Origin of the sequence: Allorhodopirellula heiligendammensis (assembly GCF_007860105.1) — a bacterium.
Taxonomy (GTDB): Bacteria; Planctomycetota; Planctomycetia; order Pirellulales; family Pirellulaceae; genus Rhodopirellula; species Rhodopirellula heiligendammensis.
The window spans coordinates 183,599-207,056 of sequence record NZ_SJPU01000001.1 but is presented as its reverse complement, the minus strand read 5'-3'; the positions used below and the strand labels follow the sequence as shown (position 1 = coordinate 207,056).

General features: G+C 57.3%; 1 protein-coding gene. It reads left to right on the top strand.

All coding sequences use genetic code 11. From position 1 onward, the window contains the following. Window positions 1-16 precede the first annotated feature (16 nt). Entirely contained in the window at window positions 17-23,347 is a 23,331-nt protein-coding gene (locus tag Poly21_RS00875; protein ID WP_302117082.1) for a tandem-95 repeat protein, read from the top strand. Window positions 23,348-23,458: the final 111 nt, after the last annotated feature.

Here is a 23,458-nt window from a genome sequence, read left to right as displayed (position 1 = left end):
AAGGCTTCGGTCAACCATGACCCACCGACGAAACCCACTTTCACGAGCTGCCCGCAGTATTTCTCGTAAAGATGCTCGGCGAGATGCCCGCCGCGCCGGCTCTTCCAGCCGCGCGACGACAGACATGTCGCGACGGTTGCAGCACCAAACCCTGGAACGCCGCGAGTTGCTCGCTGCTGAGATTATCAGCGGGCCGCGGTTGGTTAGCGTTGAAGCCGGGGCGGTATCGCAGATCCGGCTCGACGGAACGAGCGTGGAAAATCGGCTCGATTCGGCGCCGCGTGAGTTGACTTTCCGCTTCGACGGAACGTCCCAGCTCGACGGGAGCACGCTGCGTGGGATTCGCGTGATCGGTTCGGGTGGTGACGGAACGTTTGGCGACGGCAACGAAGTGCTGATTCAGCCTGGGTTCTTGGGATTTGCTGATGACGAGGTCGGTGACCGGGTGGTCGTGTCGCGGTTTGTCGAAGCTTTGCCCGATGATCGCTACCGAATCCAAATCGCTGGCTATGACGACGTCAATAACAATGATGTTTTCGCCAATGGAGATTCCATTGACACCAACATCACGGCGTTGCGGGACACCGATGGGAACCCGATTTTGCCGGCCGACCAAGTCAATTCGGCAACACCATCGCTGGATATTGATTTCGAAGTCGAAGTGGGCGCGCGTGTTGTGGCCGTTGTTCCACAACCGATCTCTGGAACAGCGGGCAATCGAGTTCAGGCACGCGATGAGATTCGCGTCTATTTCAACAACGATCCTCTGTCGAATCCAAACGCCGGTGTCATCACCAATAACCCAAACCCGCCTGCTGGCCAGACGCTCTCGGGGCTGCCGGTCGTGCAACCGGAGTTCTATCAGCTGTTCATGACCAAGGACACGGTCGACAACACCGATGATCTGCGGTTAAGACCCGACACGGTGATCTATGATCCGTCGCAGTCGATGGCGATTCTGAAGTTCTCCGCTGACTTGTCGGTGCTCACAGGGCGAACCGATGGCGTGGGCACCTTCCGCCTGCGCATCGGCAGTGGTGACTCATTGCCCAACGCCCCGACGGTATTCAATCTCGCTGCCGAAGGTGCGACTGTTCTGGATGCAAATGGCAATCCCATCAGCGTGCCTGCCAACGACACCTTCGACAACTCGGGTGTCTTTGTCGGCGATGCCAATCCAGGGCAAGCTCCCGAGAAGTCGATCAGCTTTTCACCAGCGGGCGGTTTGCAGAGTGTGCTGCTGCGCGGTGGCTCGATTCAAAACACGGGCGCCTACGTGCCGCCATGGCCGGGGGCTTATGATGCGCCGGGGTCGCGTGATCAGCGGCGTGACGCGAGCATTGTGGGACGCATTGATACCAATACTGGGATTAATATTTTTCCCTACAATTTTGCCACGCTCTACGGTGAAGACCCCAACGGGAACCCGCTGGACAACGCGATCACGACAGCCCAAAAACAGCGCACTCGCGAAATTCTCGACCTCTATGAGCAGCACCTTGGGGTGCGGTTTGTCGAGACGAAGAATTCGGGACTGCAAATCGTCACCGGTGACTTGCGAGCGATCCAGGAAACCGCTGACACAGGCGCCGGCAAGGGCACGCCCTACAGTCTCTATCGGGTGAACGAGCGAGATCCATCGCGCGGGATCTTAGTGCTCGAGGCCGACGAAGGCTGGTACGACGGTTATGGCTTGTCACCGGACTCGCGACCGAGTTGGTTTGTCGAGGGATTACGGGGAATTGGTAATCTACTCGGTGTCGGCGATTTATTTGAATTGCCTGACGGTGTTGCCGCAGGCGGTAGCAGCCCTGATGAACCCAATAGCGAAACCCAGAGCAATGACGGTGACGGCGGACCCAGCGGTATCGCTGGATTCCCAACACTGCCGAGCGAACCGGATTTCCTCAGCCAGAGCGATATCACGCTTGGCCAGTCCCTGCATCGTCCTGAGAGTAGCGACGTTGACTTTTATTCATTCACTATCGATCCGCCCATTGATGACAACATCGCCGACGACGCTGTGCTCGGACGACTGTCGCTCGAAACATTTGCCCAGCGTCTCGATGACGTCAGTTTGCTCGATACACTGGTGCAACTCTACCGTGTCACACCGGGACCGGGCGGTACTTCAAATTACGAATTAATCGCTAGAAACGATGACTCCTATGGCGACGATTCGTCGTTGCAGGTTGATTTGTCGGCGGGCGATTATGTCGTGGGTGTATCGAGTACGGGCAACGATGCCTACGACGGTGCCGAAGCAGGAACCGGAAACGATGGCCGTAGCGAAGGCAACTATGAACTTCGCATCACGTTTGATTCATCCATCGGTGTGGCTAGCGGCGATGCCTTGGTGGACGCCAATGGCACTCGTTTGGACGGTGATGCCGATGGAGAAGCAGGCGGCGATTTCAATTTCTGGTTCCGTACCGCCCCGGCCTCCGCGGTCAGCAGTGAGGTGCGGACCATTTTTGTCACTAAAGACAGTGACGGTAGCGACAGTAACAATGGTTCGCTCACGTCTCCTTATGGCACGGTTTCGAAGGCTCTGTCGGTGGCCAAGCCGGGCGATATCGTCCGGTTGCTGCCGTCGGCTGGTATCGATGGCAAGGTTTCGGCCGTTGACGATCCTAGCACGACCCTGGACGAAGCGTTCGAAGCGCAGAAGGACAACCGAGCTTTCGAATTTGGTCGTGGCGGTGCTAGCAATAGCGTGCTCTCCGACGGTGCGACATTTGATGTCCCCCGTGGTGTGACAGTGATGATTGATGCCGGTGCCCTGCTCAAGTTGAAGGACGCCAAGATTGGTGTCGGCAGCGAGTCGATTGACCCTAACCGCGAACTCGCGGCGATTCAGGTGCTCGGCACGCCGATGTCCTCGGTGGTATTCACGAGTTACAACGACCAAAACGTCGGTATCGATACCAATCCCATTAACACAGTTCCCGGGAGCGGCGATTGGGCAGGTATCGATTTACACAATGACGTCGATTACGCCGAAGGCCGTAAGGTTTGGGAACGACGAGGCATCTTCCTCGACTACGTTTCCCATGCCGATTTGAAGTATGGTGGCGGCCGGGCCGGTTTGCTCGCCGACGCCGTGGCGCCCATTCAGATGAATGAAAGCCGCCCGACACTGATTTACAACAAGATTTCATTCAGTGCCGGTGCCGCTATGAGCGCCGACCCAAACAGTTTCCGTGAAGACAACTTCAACACCTCGCTGTACCAGAACGCGGGGCTGTTCACGAGCGACTACGATCGTGTGGGACCGGAAATCTCCGGCAACTTGTTATCCGATAACACGACCAATGGGTTGTTTGTTAGCGTCACGACACCGGCCGGCGGTGCCTTAGAAACGCTCACGCAGAGCGCACGGTTTGATGATACCGATATTGTTCACGTTATTAATCAAGCGTTGACAATCTCCGGTGCCCCCGGTGGTCCTACCCTGCTTGAGACCCGTCCGAGTATGGGCAGCGTGACGCTGACGCCCTCCACCACCGGTAACCTCGCTGCTGGGCAGCATGAGTATGTACTGACGTTCGTTACCCGCGAGGGACACGAATCCTTGGTCAGTCTGCCGACCAATTCGGTGACTGTGACCGATGTTGATGGTGTCGGTTCGGTCACGCTGCGGAATCTGCCTACCGCGCCGGACCAATACATCGGTCGGAAACTATATCGCGGCACCCTCGTCGCCGGCGTGATCACGTATCAATTGGTCGATCAGCTCGATCGCCGCACCGGTACGTTCGTTGACTCCGGCCAGGCGCAAAAAGGGACCCCTCCGATCCAGCCCGTTCCAGATGCAACCGCTATCAACGTCGCGGCGTTCGATAATACGGGGAACTTTAGCGAGAACCAATCGCTTGACTATCGGATCACGTTTGCCGACGCATACGGCGGGGAAACCCGAGCCAGTAACGCGACGACGACAGTCGTTACCGGCCAAGATGCGGGTGTCGGTTTGAGTAACATCCCCTTGGCACCTGCGGGGTTCATTGGCACAAACGTCTACCGTCGCGATCCCAGCACGGGAGACTATTTCCTAGTTGCCGAACTGCGATTGGGTGAGACGTTCCTATTCGATGATGCTCGTGACCAGAGCATTGATGGATCACTTTTGGGACGAAAACTCGGTGCCAATGCTGACAATGGGTCGAAACTGCTCGCTCGTTTTGACGCGCGGTTGACGATTGATCCAGGCACCATCGTCAAACTAGGAACGGCGAGAATTGAAGCTACTTTTGGTGCTGATTTCTACGCCGAGGGAACCGAGGGCAAGCCCATCGTGTTCACCTCTCAGTCCGATGATGAGTATGGGGTGGGTGGCACCTTTGATACTAATAATGACGGAGTCAGCCAGGGCACGGCCGGCGATTGGGGCGGAATTGTATTGCGGCAAGGCGTGACGGCGAGCTTGGACCATGTCGACGTTCGTTACGGCGGTGGTGAAGCTCCGGTCCAGGGCGGTCTGACCAAGTTTAACGCCCTGGAGATCTTACAATCGGACGTGCGGGTCGTTAATTCCAGCTTCGTCGCTAACGCCGACGGGAAAGATGTTGACGGCATCGGTGCCGATTCAGGCCCGTTTGCCACTCGCGTGGGACGTGGTTTTAATGATGCATCGACGATCTTCGTACGTGGTGCCCAACCGATCCTGATCGGCAACACCATCGTCGATGGTCAGGGTGCGGCAATCAGTATTAATCCCGATGCGCTCACGTTCCAAGCTGTCACGGACCCGGGACGATCGACCGGCATGATCGATCGTTTCGTCGATCGCCCCGACAATCAAGGCCCACTATTGCTCGACAACGAGCTCTCCGGGAACTTGCTCAACGGTATGCGCGTCCGCAGTGAAATCGTCACCACCGACAGCGTGTGGGATGACACCGACATTGTCCACGTGGTAGAAGGCTCGATCTATTCGATGACGCAGCACTACTACGGCGCCATCCGCCTGCGCAGTGATGCAGACCAATCCCTGGTCGTGAAGTTTGGCCCCGGCGGTACCCTGGTCGGTGGCGGACGGCCACTCGATATTGACGACCGCATCGGTGGTACTCTGCAGGTTCTCGGGTCGCCAGGGTTCCCGGTCGTTCTAACGAGTATTAATGACAGCACGATTGGTGCGGGGTTCACGCCCGACGGGCGATCACAGCGTGATACGAACAACACCGGATTGCCAGTTGACGCCAATGGCAATGAGATCGTTACCGCAGCAGCGGGCGATTGGCAGGGCTTGCAGCTGCAGGCGTATATCAACGATCGCAACGTCGCCTACGTTTACGAAAACGAACGCGGTGATGCCGGCGCGATCACGACTAACCGTGACCCGGTCGATGCGCAGATCCTTGGCGCCCTCGCTACTGGCGAAACCACCGGCGATGACAACGAGCGGCTTGGGTTCACCATTCGCGGTACACTCGCGACCGAAGATGATATCGATACCTACCGGTTCAAAGCTGCGGGCGGCACCGCAGTCTACTTCGATATCGACGAATCTTCCCCGGGACTCGATACCGTCGTTGAGCTCGTCAACGATAGCGGCGTCGTGATCGCCAGCAGTGACAATTCGTTTGCCGAAGCAAATGGTACCGAGACGATTTACGTCAATACCGGGCTTCAGAACGGTGTGCAGCAAGGTGACGTTCGCTCGCTGCCAACGGGGCTGACCAGTGGCAATGTGGAATCATCCAACATGCTCGATGCTGGGTTCCGAGTGGTGCTGCCAGGTAACTTTGATGCCAAAAATGATTACTACGTTCGCGTTCACAGCGCGAACGCAGAAACCTCCGGGCAGTACGAACTCGGTATCCGTCTGCGCGGTACCGATGAGGTCGCCGGCTCGACCGTACGTGGAGCCGACATCCGTTTCGCGACCAATGCGATCGCCGTCACCGGCACGCCCATGCATAGTCCACTCGTCGGTGACGTCGGTGAGTCGGTGGTGTACATCGATCCAACGCCCGGTGACCAAAACAGCGGCGATGAATCGACGCGTGAAACAGTCAACACCCGTCTGAGTGCGGATCCCGCTGACGCACAAGACTTGGGTAACCTACTGACGACGGACCGTGGTGCGCTCACCGTTACGGGCGAACTCGGCAACCTGACCAACGCCCAGCTCGACACGCGACTCGAAGATGTCGATGTTTACCGAGTCGAACTGCGTGCTCAGCAGCTCAAACCGGATACCTTTGATAGTGAAAATCGGTTCGTCACGACAACGTTCGACATCGATTACGCCGATCAACTTGGGCGGGCGAATACGGTACTGTCCGTATATGATTCAGCGGGGCGGTTGATTTTGGTCGGACGTGATAGCAACGTTACCGATGACCAGGGCCGTCCGCTTGAGGGCGTCGATATGAGCAACCTGACTGCAGGGTCAGCGGGTACTCTCGATGCTTACATCGGTCCCGTCGAACTTCCTGAAGGCGTCTACTATGTTGCCGTCAGCAGTGAGGCCGCCGTGCCAGCGGTGCTCAACCAGTTCTTTGAAGCGAACCCGGTGAATCCCAATGTGCGATTGATGCCGGTCAACTCGGTTCGTCGGATCAGCCGCGATAACCTTGATGAGAGCACCTTTTTCAGTTCGCGGCAGGACGACTACACCGCCGAACGACCGCTCATCGAGCCCGTCTTCAGTGCTGATTCCCCGGTGCCCTATACTCTTAATGACATTCGGCTGTTCGTTAATTTAAATGGCGGAAGTGGCTCCAATAATAGTACTTTGGTAAGTGTCAACCCGTTCACCGGTACGGTGTACGGCGGGATCGGCGGCGACGGTCCACGGTCGGGAGACATCGCGATTCGACGCGACGGCGAGCTGTTCAATTACAGCCTACCACCCAACAATCCCAACAACGGCAATACCGGGAATTTCCTCAACGTCAGTCCCACCGACGCCAGCACGAGCCAAGCGGGCGATGACGACATCAGTTTCCGCCAGACCAACCAGGCCGGCACCGGTGTGGAAGTTGACAACAATGCGCAGTTCCTCGTCAACGCGATGACGTTCAGCCGCAACTCCAGCGGCGCCCAGAACGGATCGGTGAACAACACAGCGATCAATAACAATTCAGAGCGATTCTGGGTCGTCGGTAGCCGAGATTCCGGTGGACGCAATGGCGTGCCGATCGAACTGCGCACGAACATCATTTATCAAGCCGCCGCTGGAAATGGTGAGATCACCTCGCTGGGAAGCTTGGATGGCAACGCTGATCGTGACTTCGGAAATGGCCCCTATCGAACGACGTTGGGTCCGGCCGCCGAAGAAGTGGAATTTGGGATTGTCGATACCGGTTTTATTGATGCGGCTACCGGCGGCGATGGCGGGGCGATCACCGGTTTGGCGGCATTGAATAACAACCTCAATGACGATCTTGTCGCTGTTACGAATCTCGGAGGGATTCACGTCTTTGATCCCCGCAACACTCAACCGGCCCCGCTAGGGTTTTTTGAGGACGGATATAACCGGGTCATCCCAACGGTGAAATATGGTCATTTGACCGTCGCTCCTGACCATCTCGCTGATTTCAGCGCTCAGCTTGGAACCGATCCCGACACGGGTGAGCGGTTCCCACTCTTCACGGGTTTGACGCTCGGACCGCAGGTTGTTGAAGGCGGTAAGTATGCAGATATCTTGTTCGCGACCACCGTCGATGGATGGATGTATGCATTCACCCTCGACACAGACAATGCGGGGCTGCCGACGACCACGCCCGCGAACATCTTTTACAACGGTCACTCGGCCGTTCAGATCCGACTATACGGAGACAGTGCAGGCGTTGGAGGTGGAATCAATCTCCAGACCAACGGACTGGCGTTCAGCAATCTGGAGGTCAACCCATGGCACTCGACGGTCGATCGACGTGGTGATGACGGTCACGGCGACGTCGTTCCTTATGATCAGAGTCGGCTGAATACGAATGGCGGAACAAGCTTGTACTTTGGTTTCGAAGTCGATAACAACGAAAACAATAATACCATTGGACGCCCCGAAGATAGCAACCTGGGGCAGATGGCCCCCGGTGGCAGCCACGGTTCGGCGATCTCCGAGTCGTTCGACCTGAGCGAATACAGCGCCGCCGATAAACCAACGCTGTACTTCACGTACAACATCGACGTTGAAGACGATGACGATTACCGTCTCAACCGGGCGCAGCACGATTCCTTCCGTGTCTTCGCCGCCGGAGATGATGGCGAATGGAAGTTGTTGGCGACCAACAACGCATTCCGCGAATTGCCCAATAGTGATGAGTACGACGAGTACGCGAAAACTGGCATCGCAGTACAGACAGTGTTCGACGACAACGCCGCTGACCAATGGCGTCAAGTTCGCGTGGATTTATCGCCTCTGGCGGGCAGCATTAACGCCCGTATCCGGTTCGATTTCAGTACAGCCGGGGCGATGCGCACCCAGCTCGGATCAGTGGAATTGGTCGGTGTGAAGGGCGAGAAACTCGTCGACAACGACATCACCCTCATCCGCAATGACAATGGCCTTGTCTCATCGTTACAGACCATTGTCGGACGCGACGTGGTGCTGCCCGCTGGAGCAAAGCTTGTAAACGGCGATTCATTTACGGTTACCTATCGCGACGCGGTCACGACTCAGCAAACCGTTACGTTTGTCGACGCGCTGAATCCTGGTGTGGCGGGCGTGCAAGTCGTGATCGACCCAGCCGCAACGGCCAGCCAAGTGGCGAACGCTGTCGCTGCCGCCGTTCCTGGTGCAATGCGACCCCGAGTCGATGACAATGGCCGCCTCAGCTTGCTCGCTGCGACCGACATTCAAATCGATGGCAAATTGCTCGGTGGCGAAGCCAATCCGGTTGAGTTCCAAGGCGATTTCCGCCAGTTGCTCGTTCCCACCGGGGATGAGGCCGCCATCGGCGAGAAGGTGACGGTCACCTACCCATCGTCTGCACCGGTGACGCTGCGATACGTTCGGGCAGTCGATCCAACTGATGTCAGCGGTGACATTCAAATCGTTGCTCTCTCGGGCGAAACTCGCACTCAGATTGCCACCCGCATTGCTGCGGAACTACCAGCGGGAACAACGTTCATCGACACCGATGGAAATTTGATTTTCGTGCAGCTCGGCGTTACGTTTGATATCGAAGCCGCTGACTCCTTGGTTGTGATCACGGCGATCGATCCCGCGACCGTGCGGACGCGGGTGGATGTCCCAGCTGGCAACCAGCTTGTCGACGATGAGCTACTGGTTTTCCGATACGGGCCTGGTGGTGCGAGTACCCTCGCGGTCGCATTTGACGACGGTGACGGGCTGCCGGCTAACCTGCTCAATGGTTACACAACCAGCGCCGTGTTGACGTACAACAACAATACCACTCGAGCGACTCTCGCGACTGACTTGGTAGCGGCGATCACTGCCAACGCGCCGGGTCTGGATCCTCTTCGAGATGATCTCGCTTCACCTAACACGGTTCGCGTCCTGTTGGGAGACCGAAACGGTGACGGCCTGCCCGATGTGACGAAAGCGGAGTCGAGTAACATCGTCACAACTCTGGAACCGGTGACGCTAATCGATCTGCCGTCCGGTGCGGATCTACGTACCGGCGATCAGATTCAACTTCGTGGCGGCGGCCGGACAGTCAATCTGGTGTTCGCTCGCGAAGGCACCGACGTGGCGCCCAATAACAACATTCGCGTCTACTTCACCGAAGACTTGACGGCAGCAGAAGTGTCGGCACGAGTCGTTGAGAAATTACAGACGCTCGCGCCAGAACTCGGCGCGATTGAATCTCTCACGAGCGATGGATTTGGCCTGGGGCGATTCAACTCCTCTGCCTCGATCCCCACGATCCAGCCTGCCATCACTCAACAGGATCAGTTGTCGTTCGACACGTACGGCGTGCCCGTAACGTTGCCTGGAGGAACGAACCTTACCGACGGTGAGTCGATCACGATCTTCCGGAAGGATTCACCGACGAGCACGATTGGATCCACGTATACGTTCCGCAGCGCTCCAACGGGTGCCGCCAATGAAGTTGTTTATGCGGCGACCGATACGCCTCAGCAGGTCGCACAGAAGTTCTTGGCTGTCCTCGATCCGGCTCTCGTGGGGCAAATGCTCGGGACGTCTGGACGTGAGGTCTTGATTATCGAGGCTGGCTCGGTGTCGGTGCAGCGGAGTGGTTCCAGCATCATTTCTTGGGAAGCCAAGCGACAATCGGGTTTCAGTTATGTGCCTCGCGCCGTGCCCGTGATCACCAATGCGGCAATGGATTCCGTCGAGGTCGCCGAACAGCTCCAACGGGGCCTCGTGTCGTCGGTTGGCATTATCTCGGCACAGAATTCTGGATACCAAAGTAGTGCCAGCGCAGAACATTACGCCATCACGGGTGGGGACCGCATCCGGCTGTACCTACCTGATACTGGTATCACGCCAGGGTTAACCGGCTTCTCGCCCGTGCTTGAAGCGGGACCCTACGGTCTCAATACCACCCTGCCCGGTGACGAGTTCGGGCTGGGCGCGCCGAACACCATCACGACTGCTCAAGGGGCTGATGGCGCTGACAACGTCGGAGCTGGGGTGTACATCGATGACATCATCATCGGCTTGGCCGAGCGTGGCGAAACGGTGCTGTACGAGAACTTCAGTGGACAACCAGGCAATTCTGATTTTGTGCTCGACCCCTCCTATCTGCCGGATACTCGCCCTGATGCGGTCCAGCCCGAGCACGCTGACGAAATTTTGGTCGGCGGCTATTCATTGGGGATTCGCACCTCCGACGAGTATGGTGTGCCCGAAGACTACAACCCAATCAACTTGGAACTCAACGAACAGTTCTCCGCAGGGCGAACTTTCGACAGCAACGATCGACTCGTCGATGGCGCTGTCACGATTGTCGCGCCGGCGGGCCGCCATCTGCTCGACGGCGACACGTTTGTTCTCGATGACGGTTCCCACCGCTTGACGTTCGAATTCGATAGCCGTTACGCCCCTGGGGTAACGCCAGATTCAGGCAACGTTCCAGTGCCGTTCGATCCGGCTGACACCGAGGCTCAAGTCGCAGCGTCGATTCGTGATGCGATTAACTCTAGCCAAGCCCAGGATACGCTTGCAATTTTGGCTGCCACCGGTGACAGCAGCGATAGCGGTACTTCATCTTCATCGCGGATTGAGCTGTTCGGCAACGCCTACGTGCTCGACGACAACCTCGTGCGACGGCCTCTGGCGACTGACATTACGGTCAATCCGGGATCGCAGCGAACGCTGAAACTCGACATGAGTGCGGAAGAAACCTTCAAGGGTAGGTACACCAGTCGCAAGGTGGCGGTCATCGATCATGATAGTGCGAACACCAACACTGCGACGCAATACGTCGTTTACAGCGATGAGCTCGCCCAAGCTGCGGTTCCGGGCTATGTCAGTGGCGATACGTTGTTCGCTATCGGCAAGATTGGCGATGCGGTGAATCTCGGTATCAGTCCCGGCAGCGACGCTGATGACGGGGCGGTCCTGTACAGCGACCCGACCGAAGATATTGATGCGATACGTGTGTATCTGGAGGCCGGCCAAGGTATCGATATTGATGTCGATACGACGGGACTGTTCAAAGTCGGTGCTGGGCTGGTTCGTCCGTTTGTCGCCGTGGTGGAACAGGGAACGAAGTTCACGTCAACCGAATTGAACTTTGCTTTTGCCCAGAGTGCCAATGGGGATCCGGCGTACTCCGGATTCAACTCGCCGACGGTTGCTGTCGGCGAGACCCAGGCGGGCGCAACGCTGCAGTTCACCCCGACGCGTTCGGGTTACTATGACGTCATCATCAGCAGCGCAGCGGTTTATACAGGGGGTGGCTTGCCATCCGGTCCCACGGATATGCAGTTGGGAGACTACTCTCTGGCGATTCGTCCTATCGGGGATCCGGGCGTGCCCGCACGCGATGTGTTGATGGTCGACTATCAGTTTGGTATCTCGGACCAGAACCGTGTCGACGATCAGGGACAACTGATCATCGCGGATAACTTCATTCGTGATTCAGCCAATGTGGGCATTTCGACGATAGTGGACCCGAGTTCGGGTAAAGTCGGGAACTCATCGAGTTTGCCAGGGGATGCACGCCTGTTGCGAAACGCTAACCAGTTTGGCCTGATTCCAGGGGCGGTGATTGTCAATAACGTCGTCGAACGATCTGGAAGTATTGGCATCCAAATCGGCGGTGGTGATTTTGGCAATGGGGAACTCGGCACGCCGAGTCTCTTCAGCCGTGTTGTCAATAACACCATCGTCAACAGTGGTGGTGGCGCAGGGATCTCCGTTACCGGTCGGGCAGCTCCGACATTACTCAATAATGTCATCGTCGGTGCAAGCACAGGCATCGACGTTAACACGCAGACCGCATCGGGTACCCGAACAGGTAGCAACCTGTTTGCCAATAACAGCACTAACAGCACCCTGCCTATCGCGAACAGCTCGATTAACCTGGGGACGAACGTTGATCTCGCCCAGATCTTCCAGGATGCCTCACGGTCGATCTACATTCCCGCCGCCGGCAGCTCTTTGATCGATAACTCCATCGATGCATTGGACGACCGAAGTGATTTCGCGGGTACGGTCAAAGGCCCCATCGGCCTGCCACCCTCACCGATCTTGGCGCCATCGGTCGATATCTACGGGCAGCGACGCGTCGACGGTGTTGCTGGTTCGCCCGGCGGAGGTACCGGTTCGAACGTGTTCATCGATCGCGGTGCCGTCGATCGCGCCGATACCCGGCGCCCGAATGCGGTCTTGAACAATCCATTCGATGCACCCAATTTGGATGCCGCTGGTTCGCCTACGGACCCGAATACCGTGGGTGACACCGATCCCGAGCAGTCATTTGTTCGGCTGGTCAATTCAGATCAGTTTGTCAAGTTCTTTGAGATCCAGCTGATCGATGAAGCGGGTACTGGTCTGGACGCCTCCACGATCACGGCAGATACCGTGTTGCTGACGGAGAATGGTCGTCAACTTCTGCCCGGTCGAGATTTCACGTTTGGTTACAGCGAAAACAGTCGCACAATTCGCCTCACGCCACTGGCTGGGGTATGGAACCAGGATTCAGTCTACGAGGTCACGCTCAACAATCAGTCGCGGCGTGTTGTCGAATTGCCATCGGGTGGATCGATCGCCGATGGCGACCAAGTCGTCGTCACGGACAGTGCGGGACGCGAGAGCGTGTTCGAGTTCGACAGCGGTTACACGCTCACCGTGCCGCAAAACGAGACGTTAGTAGTAACCGACACTCGAGTAGGCTTCCGTGATACCGACACCTTCACGATCACGTCGGCCGATGGCTCACAGAGCGTGACGTTTGAAATCAATACCACCGGCGGTGTCGCCAGTGCCAACGTCGCGATTCCGATGGCCAACACGGGGACCGTTACCGAAATTCGCGACGCGATTTTACGCGTCCTCGATCCCACTCAATTCGTCGGCAGTCCCAGTAATGCGGTTGACTACGCCACGCTACTCAATTTGGCGCCGGTCGCGGTCGGAAACGATGCGATTCAGTTAGGAACCCTGCCGGGACACGTCGTCAACATGGCAAATATCTCATCGGGACTCATTCAAACCGGTGACATTGATTCGATCGTCGATGGGCAGCAGTTCACTTATACCCGCGGCGCGCAGAGTATTACGTTCGAGTTTGATTCGGATGGTTCCTTCGATCCAGCCGACCAAACCCAGACACTTCGTCGGGTCGAGTTCAGCCGCACCGATACGTCGAATCAAATCGCCAGTTCGATTTCAGAGGCGCTGCGTAATTCCAATATTGACCTGAGTGAGGCGATCGCGATTGGTGATGGCCTAGTATCGGTGGGCGGTCTCGATGGCGACACCGTCGACTTGGTGGGCTCAAATCTGTCCTTGACAGGCAACCCAGGCGTCACAGGTAGCCTCAGTATAACGGTGCCTGCCACTGAAACCGGCACGAGTATCGATGGATCAACGGTCACGCTGAACGTCAACGGTACGTCGGAAACCTTCCTGTTCACCACCGACCCCCAGCTCACATCATCCAACGTCACGGTGGTAGTTGCCGCTGACGCGGATGCTGCCGCGATTGCTGCGGCTCTGCAGGCAGCGATCGAGCTGAATCTGGGAAGCACGTTGCAAAACGTCACACGCGATGGAGCCGTCATCACGCTCGGTGAAACTGCGTCGGAATTTACAACCATCGATGTGGTTGACGGATCTGCTGTGGTGGGAGCGGACGCGTTGGCTATTGGCGGTGTCAGCGGTGGCGCGTACGCCGTGGACTACACGCCCAGTGATGCGTTCCCAGCTGTCTCCGTAGCCACGAAATTGCAGCAAGCCATTGATGATTCAGGCATCAGCGTCGACGTCTTCTCGCCGGGTGGTGGTGTCTTGTTGTTTGCAGGAACACAAAACGTGGTCTCCCGCAGTGGAGTCGATGATGCCGGTACGGTTGCTCCCACAATCGCAGCGGTTTCCGATTTGGCGGGCAACCCCGTCAGTCCGACGCGGCCGAATAACGAAACCCGTTTCACCATCATCATGCCAGATGTGCGATTCGATTTCGGTGACGCGCCGCAGTCGTACGGCACGTTGCTGCAATCTCCAACTCCGGGTCTGCAGCCCACCGCACCAGGCTACGTGCCCGGCAACGGTGCTCGCCACGCGATCACCGGCGGCACCGGCGGCAGCCGATTGGGTCTCTACGTCGATACGGAGTCCGATGGACAGCCCGTTGATACTGGTGTGGGGATTTCCGACGATCAACTGCAGTCGGTGGGTGCCGCTGCGACGGCGGCTGATTTAATCACGCCAAGCTTTGCTCGAATTTCGATTACTCGAGTGCCACGATCGGGCGATCTATTCACGCTGTCGGTGGGTGGGACGAACTACGAGTTCCAGTTCATCTCGGACGGGACGACGGCGGTCCCCCCTCGTATCACGATTCCAATCGCCGCCGGTGATCGGGCCAGCGATGTGGCTGCGACGTTGTTAGCGGCAATCAATGCGAACGTGACGACGCCCGGCGTGACGGCCATCACCAATGCCGCCCACCCTGAACAGATTGAAATTACATCGGCTGCAGTGGGAACCACTCCGGCGCCCACGTTGGATGTGGGGTCGCAATCGAGTCTCTTCTCGTCAACCTTCACGGTGGACGATTCCGATCCTCATTCACTCTCGGTTGCGTTCACCGGCATCCCGTTGGCCGGACAATTGATCGACCTACGCACCGACGATCAAACGCTCACGTACGAGTTCGTTGACCCGAGTTCAAATCCGCGACCAGGCAGTATTCCGGTACTGATTACGAGTTCGTTCACGACTGAACAGGTCGCCGAAGCCTTATTGGCCGCGATCAATCCAAACCTGAGTAGTCTCGGTGGCAGCATTCTGGCGAGTATTGACGATGCCGACGCTGCGACGGTACGTCTGACCGCCATCGATGACGAAGACGGTGTCTCAGTGGTCACGTTCAATCAAGGTGGTGCGATTCCACCGGCATACTTCTTTGGACGCTATGCCGACAATGGTGCCGTCTTCGATGAAACGCAAGCCGATCAGGTATTCGGATTCCTTAATCCTGCCGATCCGGCCGGGACGAACGTGGAAATCTATGTGACCGGCGGCGGCTTGGTCGATGTGTGGATCGATTTCAATGGCAACGGTGTCTTCGATGAAGACGGTTCTGAGCAGGTGCTCAAGAATACGCCTGTCGTTGATGGCATCAACACACTCAATCTCATCACTCCCAGCACGGTAACGGATAAGGACACCTGGTTACGGATTCGCTTGAGTGATTCCGGCAACACACGCCCCACCGGTGTGGCGATTGGTGGAGAAGTCGAGGATTACCGAGTGAGCGTGCGGAGCGTTCCATTGCCTGTGCCTTCGGGTGACGGTGATCCGTTCATTGCCATGGAAGATACACCGCTGCGTATCGACTCCACGCTGACAGCATCCAATCCACCGCTGTTTATCAACCAAAAGACCCTGTTCACCAACGACAATTTTGCATCGCAAATCTTGCCGGTTCGGTACTTCGTTGATTTGCCGAGGATCTTTGTTGAGTCGGGCGATACGAGCTACCCCGGCGACGACGTGCTGGTCTATCGGACGCCCGCAGGCGGTACGCTCGAGGTCAACCGCACCATGCAGGGAACGATCCCGGGCGATGATCTAACTGGATCGTTCCTGTACACACCTCCGAAAGATTTCAACGGTGTTGACACCTTCCGGTACCGTTTGTCAACCCAGCAGAATGCTGATAGCGACAATCTGGATGGGATCACGTTTGAAACTGTGACGATCAATGTCCTCCCCGACAATGACGATCCTGGTGCCAGCGATGAAACGTTCGTCACCTTTGAGCCTACCCGTGACGGTGGGGACGCCACGCTGGTCATCACTGCGGACGATTTGATCGCCGCCGCGATTCCGGATTATGACCCCAACCAAACGACCGCGCCGTTGGATGAGTCCAACCAAGCGATTCTGGTACGTTCGATCGCGACTGTGAATGGTAGCATCGTTCCGGGAGGTGCTTTGGACACAATCACGACCCGCCAGGGCGGAACACTGGTTGCCGAGTTCAACGATCCGGCCAATCCACAGTGGATCACTCAACTGCGTTACACTCCTGCAGCTGATTTCAATAGTGACGTCGGTGCCGTCGGTGATCTGTTACTCGATGAGTTCACTTTTACTCTCTTCGATGATGGCATTTCACAATTGCCGGACGACCTTGAAGCCAACCTTGCGGATCTCGAGGCGGAGGGTCTACTTGGAGGCGATGATCTCAGTCTCCCACCGTACTACATCAGTGGCGGCGAACGCGATCAGTTCCTCCGCAAACCGGTAGCAGCCAGCGAAGCGACGGCAACGGCGACGATCCGTGTCGTGCCGCGGAATGACGCGCCAGTTCCAGTGACGGATTATGTGGGCCTGACCGATGCAACGGGAGCTCCAAACGATCGCTACCTGAACTTCTTCCCCAACGCGGCCACACGGCCGACGCCGACCGAAGATACGGTGCTCGTATTCCCGGCTGCATACCTGCTCGACAACGATGCCGCAGGGCCTGCTGGCGCGGTCGATGAAACCGACCCGCTGATTGGGAATGATGGTGAGATCCGAGTGGTCGCAGTTGGTTTGGACGATGCGAATGCCGACACGCTCAGCCGCGGATCGATCACGCTCGATCCGGCCACCGGCATGATCACCTTCACACCTGCCGCCGATGTTTACGGCGAGATCACGTTCACCTATACCGTGATGGACAGTGGGATCGATGAAGGCCTCGATGTCGATGATGTCTTTGATGCGGCCGATCGCGGCACGCAGGTTGTCAATGGTCAAACCACGACGATGACCTCGACGATCTTCGTCGCACCGGTCAACGATGCACCAGTGGCGTATGATCGCCTTGCCAGATTGACCGAATCGACGACCAGCACCCCTACCTGGATTGAAATCGATTCCGATGACTTGATCACCGCCAACATTCCGGCGTCGTTGCGTGTGGATACCCAGATTGTGGCCTCGGCCTCAGGGGTTACTCTGCCTGACGCGGATGAGCTATTCAACGGTGAGACGCTCATCTTCAACGCCGCGAATGGACGACGTGCGGCGATCGCGCTAAACACAACTGGTGTCATTCCGCCCGGCGTCGATCGAGTTGTCCGTTACTCCCCGAGCGACATCGCCGAGGACCTGGCAACACGGCTCGCACAAGCCTTGCGTGCGGTCGGTTTCGGCGGCACCGCGATGGGCAATCAGGTTGCCTTTAATGATGCCGATGTCATCACGGAGGTCACTCGCACCAATTCCTTAGTAGTGGACTCGACGCGACAAGCGATCACGATTCCATCGGGAGCCGATCTCGGTGATGGCGAGCAAGTCGAAGTGGTCGATCTCAATGGGACCACGCACGCCTTCGAATTTACCACCACGGGCACCGTTGCCAGTGACATGATCCCCGTGGCGATCAACGTGGGTGATACCTCTGAACAGATCGCCCAGGCGCTCGCAACGGCGATGACCGCCGAAGGCCTCAATGCGACCGCAGCGGCAACGACTCAGACGCAGTTCCGTGTCCGTGTAAACGACGCTGCCTCGATCGATCCCCAGGCGGCAACATCCGCGATCCGTGTGATCGGCAGCGACGTTCTCATGCCGGCAGGTTCGATGCTGCAAAACGGCGAACTGCTGGAAATCCAAAACGCCGCTGGCGACACGACCATCGTCGAATTCGGAACTGGCACCGCTGCGAGCGACCCGGCGTATATCTTCGTTGCATTCCAAACCACCGATACCGCACCGGATTTGTCCTCGCGACTTGCCGACGCGCTCAATGACACCGCGAATCCAAATCCTGCCGCGGTCACCGCTGGCGTGGTCACAATGGTGACGTGGGAAGTCACACTCACCGATGTGACGACAATTTCACTGGACCAAGCCGCTAGCGGCATTCAGATCAATGGCACCGACATCTTGGTGCCGGCCGGTTCGGAATTGATCGATGGCCAGCAGATCCAAATCGCGGGTGGATCGGCAGATGTGTTGATTGTCGAGTTCAACACAAGCGGCACGCCTTCTGTCGGTGCGGATGTTGCGGTGGCGTTCACAACCGCCAGCACTGCCTCCGAAGTCGCGATCGCATTGCAAGAACAGCTCCGGTCGATCGGCTTAGGGGCAATCGCCGATGTGGGTGCCTTTGGGGTTCCCGAGGGTTTCACTCGTGTGTCCCTGCAGGTGATCGATCAAGCCAGCGTCAATGAGATTCCCGACGCACCGGGAGACTTTGATGCTCGGCTGGCTGCTCCGTTCAATGAGAGCGAACAAACTCCGGGGCTGCGAATTATCGAAGTGGGCACCGCCGCCGGTACGCTCAACCTGCTCACCGACACCGATCTCGTGTCGGCCGACCCAGCGTTGATTGGCACCCTCACACCACTGGGACCAAACGAAGCTGGGCTGGAAAGTGATTCGGGCGGGATCTTCCGCTTCGAAATCGCTTCGGAGGTTGTCAATGGTCAGACACTGCGATACTTCAGCAACATCACCTACACGCCACCGTTGAACTACAACGAAGAGTTGCCGTTCGCGCCAAGTGAGTTGTTGAGCTATAAGATCATCGATGACGGTAAGACGACGATCCCAAGTCCTGCGAGCGTCGAGAATCTACCAGCAGAGGTCTCTGAATCAGGTACTCTGACGATCACCGTGGCCGCGGCCAACGATGCGCCTACCTTCAACGGTCAACTCTCGGTCGAAGTACTGGAGCGAGATGATCGCTCGTCCACGACGATTCCGGACTTCGTATCGCAGATTTTTGCTGGGCCTGATGACGCATTTGACGAAGTTCAGAATCAGCAAGTTGATTTCCTTGAACCTGAACTGGTTTCGGGCGACCCGTCCATCATGGACTCGATGCCGGTCATCAACTATACGCCTGGGGATACCGAAGGCTCACTGACCGTCTTCCCGGCACCGGATCAAATCGGCCAGCTGGTGTACAAGATTGTTGCGTTCGAAGTGAACGATCCGACATCGCTTTCAGACCCGCAATTCGTCACCATCAGTGTGCGTCCGGTCAATGACCGACCTCGCATCGATCCGGCCATCGCGGGATCCTCCGATTCCGCCGACCCGGACGAGGCCTATAGCGTCACGACGGGGACGGATACCGACGGCGATGGATTCAACGATCAAGCGACGATCCGCTACACGCTGCGAGAAGACAACACGCGTCCCGATCCGAGCCAGCCTGGCGAGGTCCTCACGGGCGGCTACTTCATCCCCGTCGACAAGAACATCGCACTGCCGAGTGACATCGCCGGTACCGTTGTGGTGGGCGATTACACCCGCCTCGGACTGCTTGACGTGTATGATGTCGGGCCAGCCAATGAATCGATGGATGGAACTGCGGATGCACCTACCGGTGGCGCCCAGATCCTTGAGCTCTTTGATTTCCCCGACAAGACAAAGCTGGGCGGGACTCTGACACGCAGATTCTCGAACACCGAGGTTGATGCCAACGGCAATCCGCTGCTGATCGGCCTGTTGTATACGCCACCGAAAGACTTCAATAATTTCAACGGTGCCGTTGACTCCTTCGAATACACCGTTCGGGACGACAATCCCGGCGATGGTGAAACGTATTCGCTCGACACGCAATCCTTGGTACAGGACCGTCGCACGTCGACGTCGGTGGTCGAACTCAATCTCAATCCGGTCAACGATCGGCCTGAGTTCTCGACACTTGATTTGCAGTATGAGGTCTCCGAAGATGGATCTGAACAGGTCATCAACGGATTTGCATTTGGAATTTCAGCAGGGCCGGCACAGTCAGCGTTTGATGAAATCAATTCCGGCCAAGGCCAACAATTGACCTTTGATGTGTCGAGCTTGTCGTTTGATGATGCTGACGCGGCACAATACTTTGACGTCATGCCGACAGTGGATCTGCAGGGGCAGCTTCGCTATAAACCGGCTAAAGATGTGTATGGCACGTTCCAATTCTCAGTCGTCCTCACTGACAATGGCAGTTCCGACAGCAGTCGTGGTGACTTGAATACCTCGATTCCTGCCACCCTGACGATTGACGTTAGACCGGTCAACGATCGTCCGGTCATTGCACCGGAGTTCAACACGCCCGCTACCAACCCGTTGAGCTTCAATCTTTCCGAAGGCGGCTCGCAAAATGTTCTCGTCAACGGAGACGGTACGTCGCCGGGTCTGCTCGATGTGTTCTTGGTCGGTCCCGACAACGAAGCGGCGAACATCGTTCCTGGTGGAAACCAAACGTTATCTCTGACGCAGCCCATCCCCGTCACGACGGCACAGGGTGGAACGCTGCAACTGATCACGCCGACCACTGGAAGTCCTTATTTCCGGTATACGCCACGTGACAATTACGTTGGTCCAGACAGCTTCAACTACACCGTCACCGACAACGGTGTAACCGTACCCGTCGGAACGGGAGGCACCGCTGCGGCCGATCCTCAAGTCGCGACCGGGACAGTTACCTTCAATGTGTTACCCGTTAACGATGCCCCTCAGTTCAGTGGTGCGGGCGATGTGACGAGTGACGAGGACACCAATACCGGCGACGGACGCGGTGTGGTCACGATTGAGAACTGGGCGACCAATGTCCAAGCCGGACCTCCCGGTGCGGATGATGAAATCGGCCCTCCCGGTCAAGCGTTAAATTTCGAAATTGTTTCGATCGATGGTGGATTGGACTTGTTCACCGTCGCCCCCAGTGCGGTGGTGAACGCCGGTGGAACGGCATCGTTGCACTACACGCTGGCTCCAAATGCCAACGGGACGGCGACGTTCACTGTACAACTCTTTGATGATGGTCCTGATAACCTAGGCAATGGAGACATCAATGAGTCGGACATCCGCACGTTCACGATCAATGTCAATCCTGTCAACGATGCACCTGCATTCGTGCCCGGTGGCACGGTTACCGTGTTCGAAGACCGCGGTCCGTATTCGTCAACCTGGGCCACCAGTATTTCGCCGGGACCCGCCGACGAGATCAACCAAGGGGTGTCGTTCACTGTCACACCGGTTGCTCCGAGTGACGCGGCACTGTTCACAACGGACGGCCAGCCAGAAATCTCCAGCACTGGAGTGCTCACGTTCACACCGGCTGCCAACGCCAACGGTACGGCTCGGGTGCAAGTGATCGCCATCGATTCCGAGGGAGCCCAGAGTGCCGCGGTGACCCTCAGCATCGTCGTGACGCCCGTTAATGATTTCCCGGTTCCCGTCGGCGACCAACTCGAGCCAACGAACGAGGACACGATCTTAACGATTCCGGCCGCTCGCCTGCTCGCCAATGATATCGATGCGGATCTCAACGACGCCGATCCCGATGAGTTGAAGTTGTCCATGCCTTTGGTCCAACGCAGCTTGCGAGGGGCCGTGGTACGCTTCGATCCCATTACGGGGATTGTCACCTACGATCCAACGGAGTCTCGCGAGTTGCAGGCATTACGACCTGACTCACCCGTACTTGCTGATTCGTTCAGCTATGCGGTGACTGATAAGGCGGGACGTGCCGTCACACCAAATCGTGCTAGCAACAGTGTGCTCGTCACTGTGAACGTGTCCGGCGTCAATGACGCACCGACAGTGAATCCTAACAAGCCGACGCTGAGCCCGACGGGACCAACCACCATTGATGTCCTCTCCAATGACGAAGATATCGACGGCACCATCGTCCCGAGCACGTTGAAGATAACCAGCCAACCTGCGTTCGGCAGTGTGACGGTCGATCCCAATACCGGAGCGATTGTCTACACGCCATTCACCGGATTTCCTGGTCAGGATGAGTTCCGATACACCGTCGAAGATGATCTCGGTGCGATCAGCCAGGAGGGACGGGTGGAGATCAGTCCCAACGTTGCTCCGATCGTTCGCGATGATACCGGCCTAGCTTACACCGGTGAATCGATCGTCATCCGTGTCCTCGATAATGATCTGGATACCGATCCAGCAGATGATTTCGATCTGACGAGCGTGCAGATTGAGTCCGAGCCCGCCGCCGGAACTGTCACGACGCTTCCCGATGGCACGGTCCGATACACGCCCACGGTCGGATTTACCGGACGGGATTCGTTCGAGTATTCTGTCGCCGATACCCGTGGTCGACGCAGTGGCGTCGCGACGGTCAGTATCCAGGTCGTCGCTAGTCGTCTGCAAAATCCAGATGTGCGGTATGACGTCAATGACGACGGATCTGTTTCGGCGCTCGATGCATTGTTGATCATCAACTTCCTGAATCGAAACTCCGACGCGGTTGCATCGGGAGCGACCATTCCTACCGCAGAGGATTTGATTGTTCAGACCGACGATCCAGTACCTCCAGGCACCTATCTGTCGTCCGATGGGAACGAGTACGGGGCTGGCTATTTTGATGTCTCCGGCAACCGGGTGATCTCAGAACTCGATGTGCTGCAGGTCATCAATGAGCTGAACCGTCGTGACACGACCGGCGGAACCAGTGAACCATTGGCGGTATCGAGTTCGACGACACCAGTGCCCACCGCGTCGGTACCCGTCGGTTTGGCGACATCGCAATCGACTGATGCTGTGCCAATAGCGGTTGATACGCCGTCCTCCGCGAACTCCACACCCGATGGTGCCGTCGCGGCTCCCATCGAGGTCTTCGATAGTGAGGACAAGTGGGTCGATGCGAGTGCATCAATCAGTATCGATGCGGACGTCCTCGACCGACTCGTCGCTGCTCAGCAAGTCGATGACGAACCCGATGAGCAGACCGACCTGTCATCGGCGATCGATGCGGCGATGTCACGCCTGCTCTGAGTAGTTGCAGCTCATTGAGCCGCGAGATCCAATCTCTCGGAACTTGGAGTCATGGACGACTCCAGGACGAGAAATTTGCTCTGCGACCCCATCCGTGGGCTCTCTCCACTG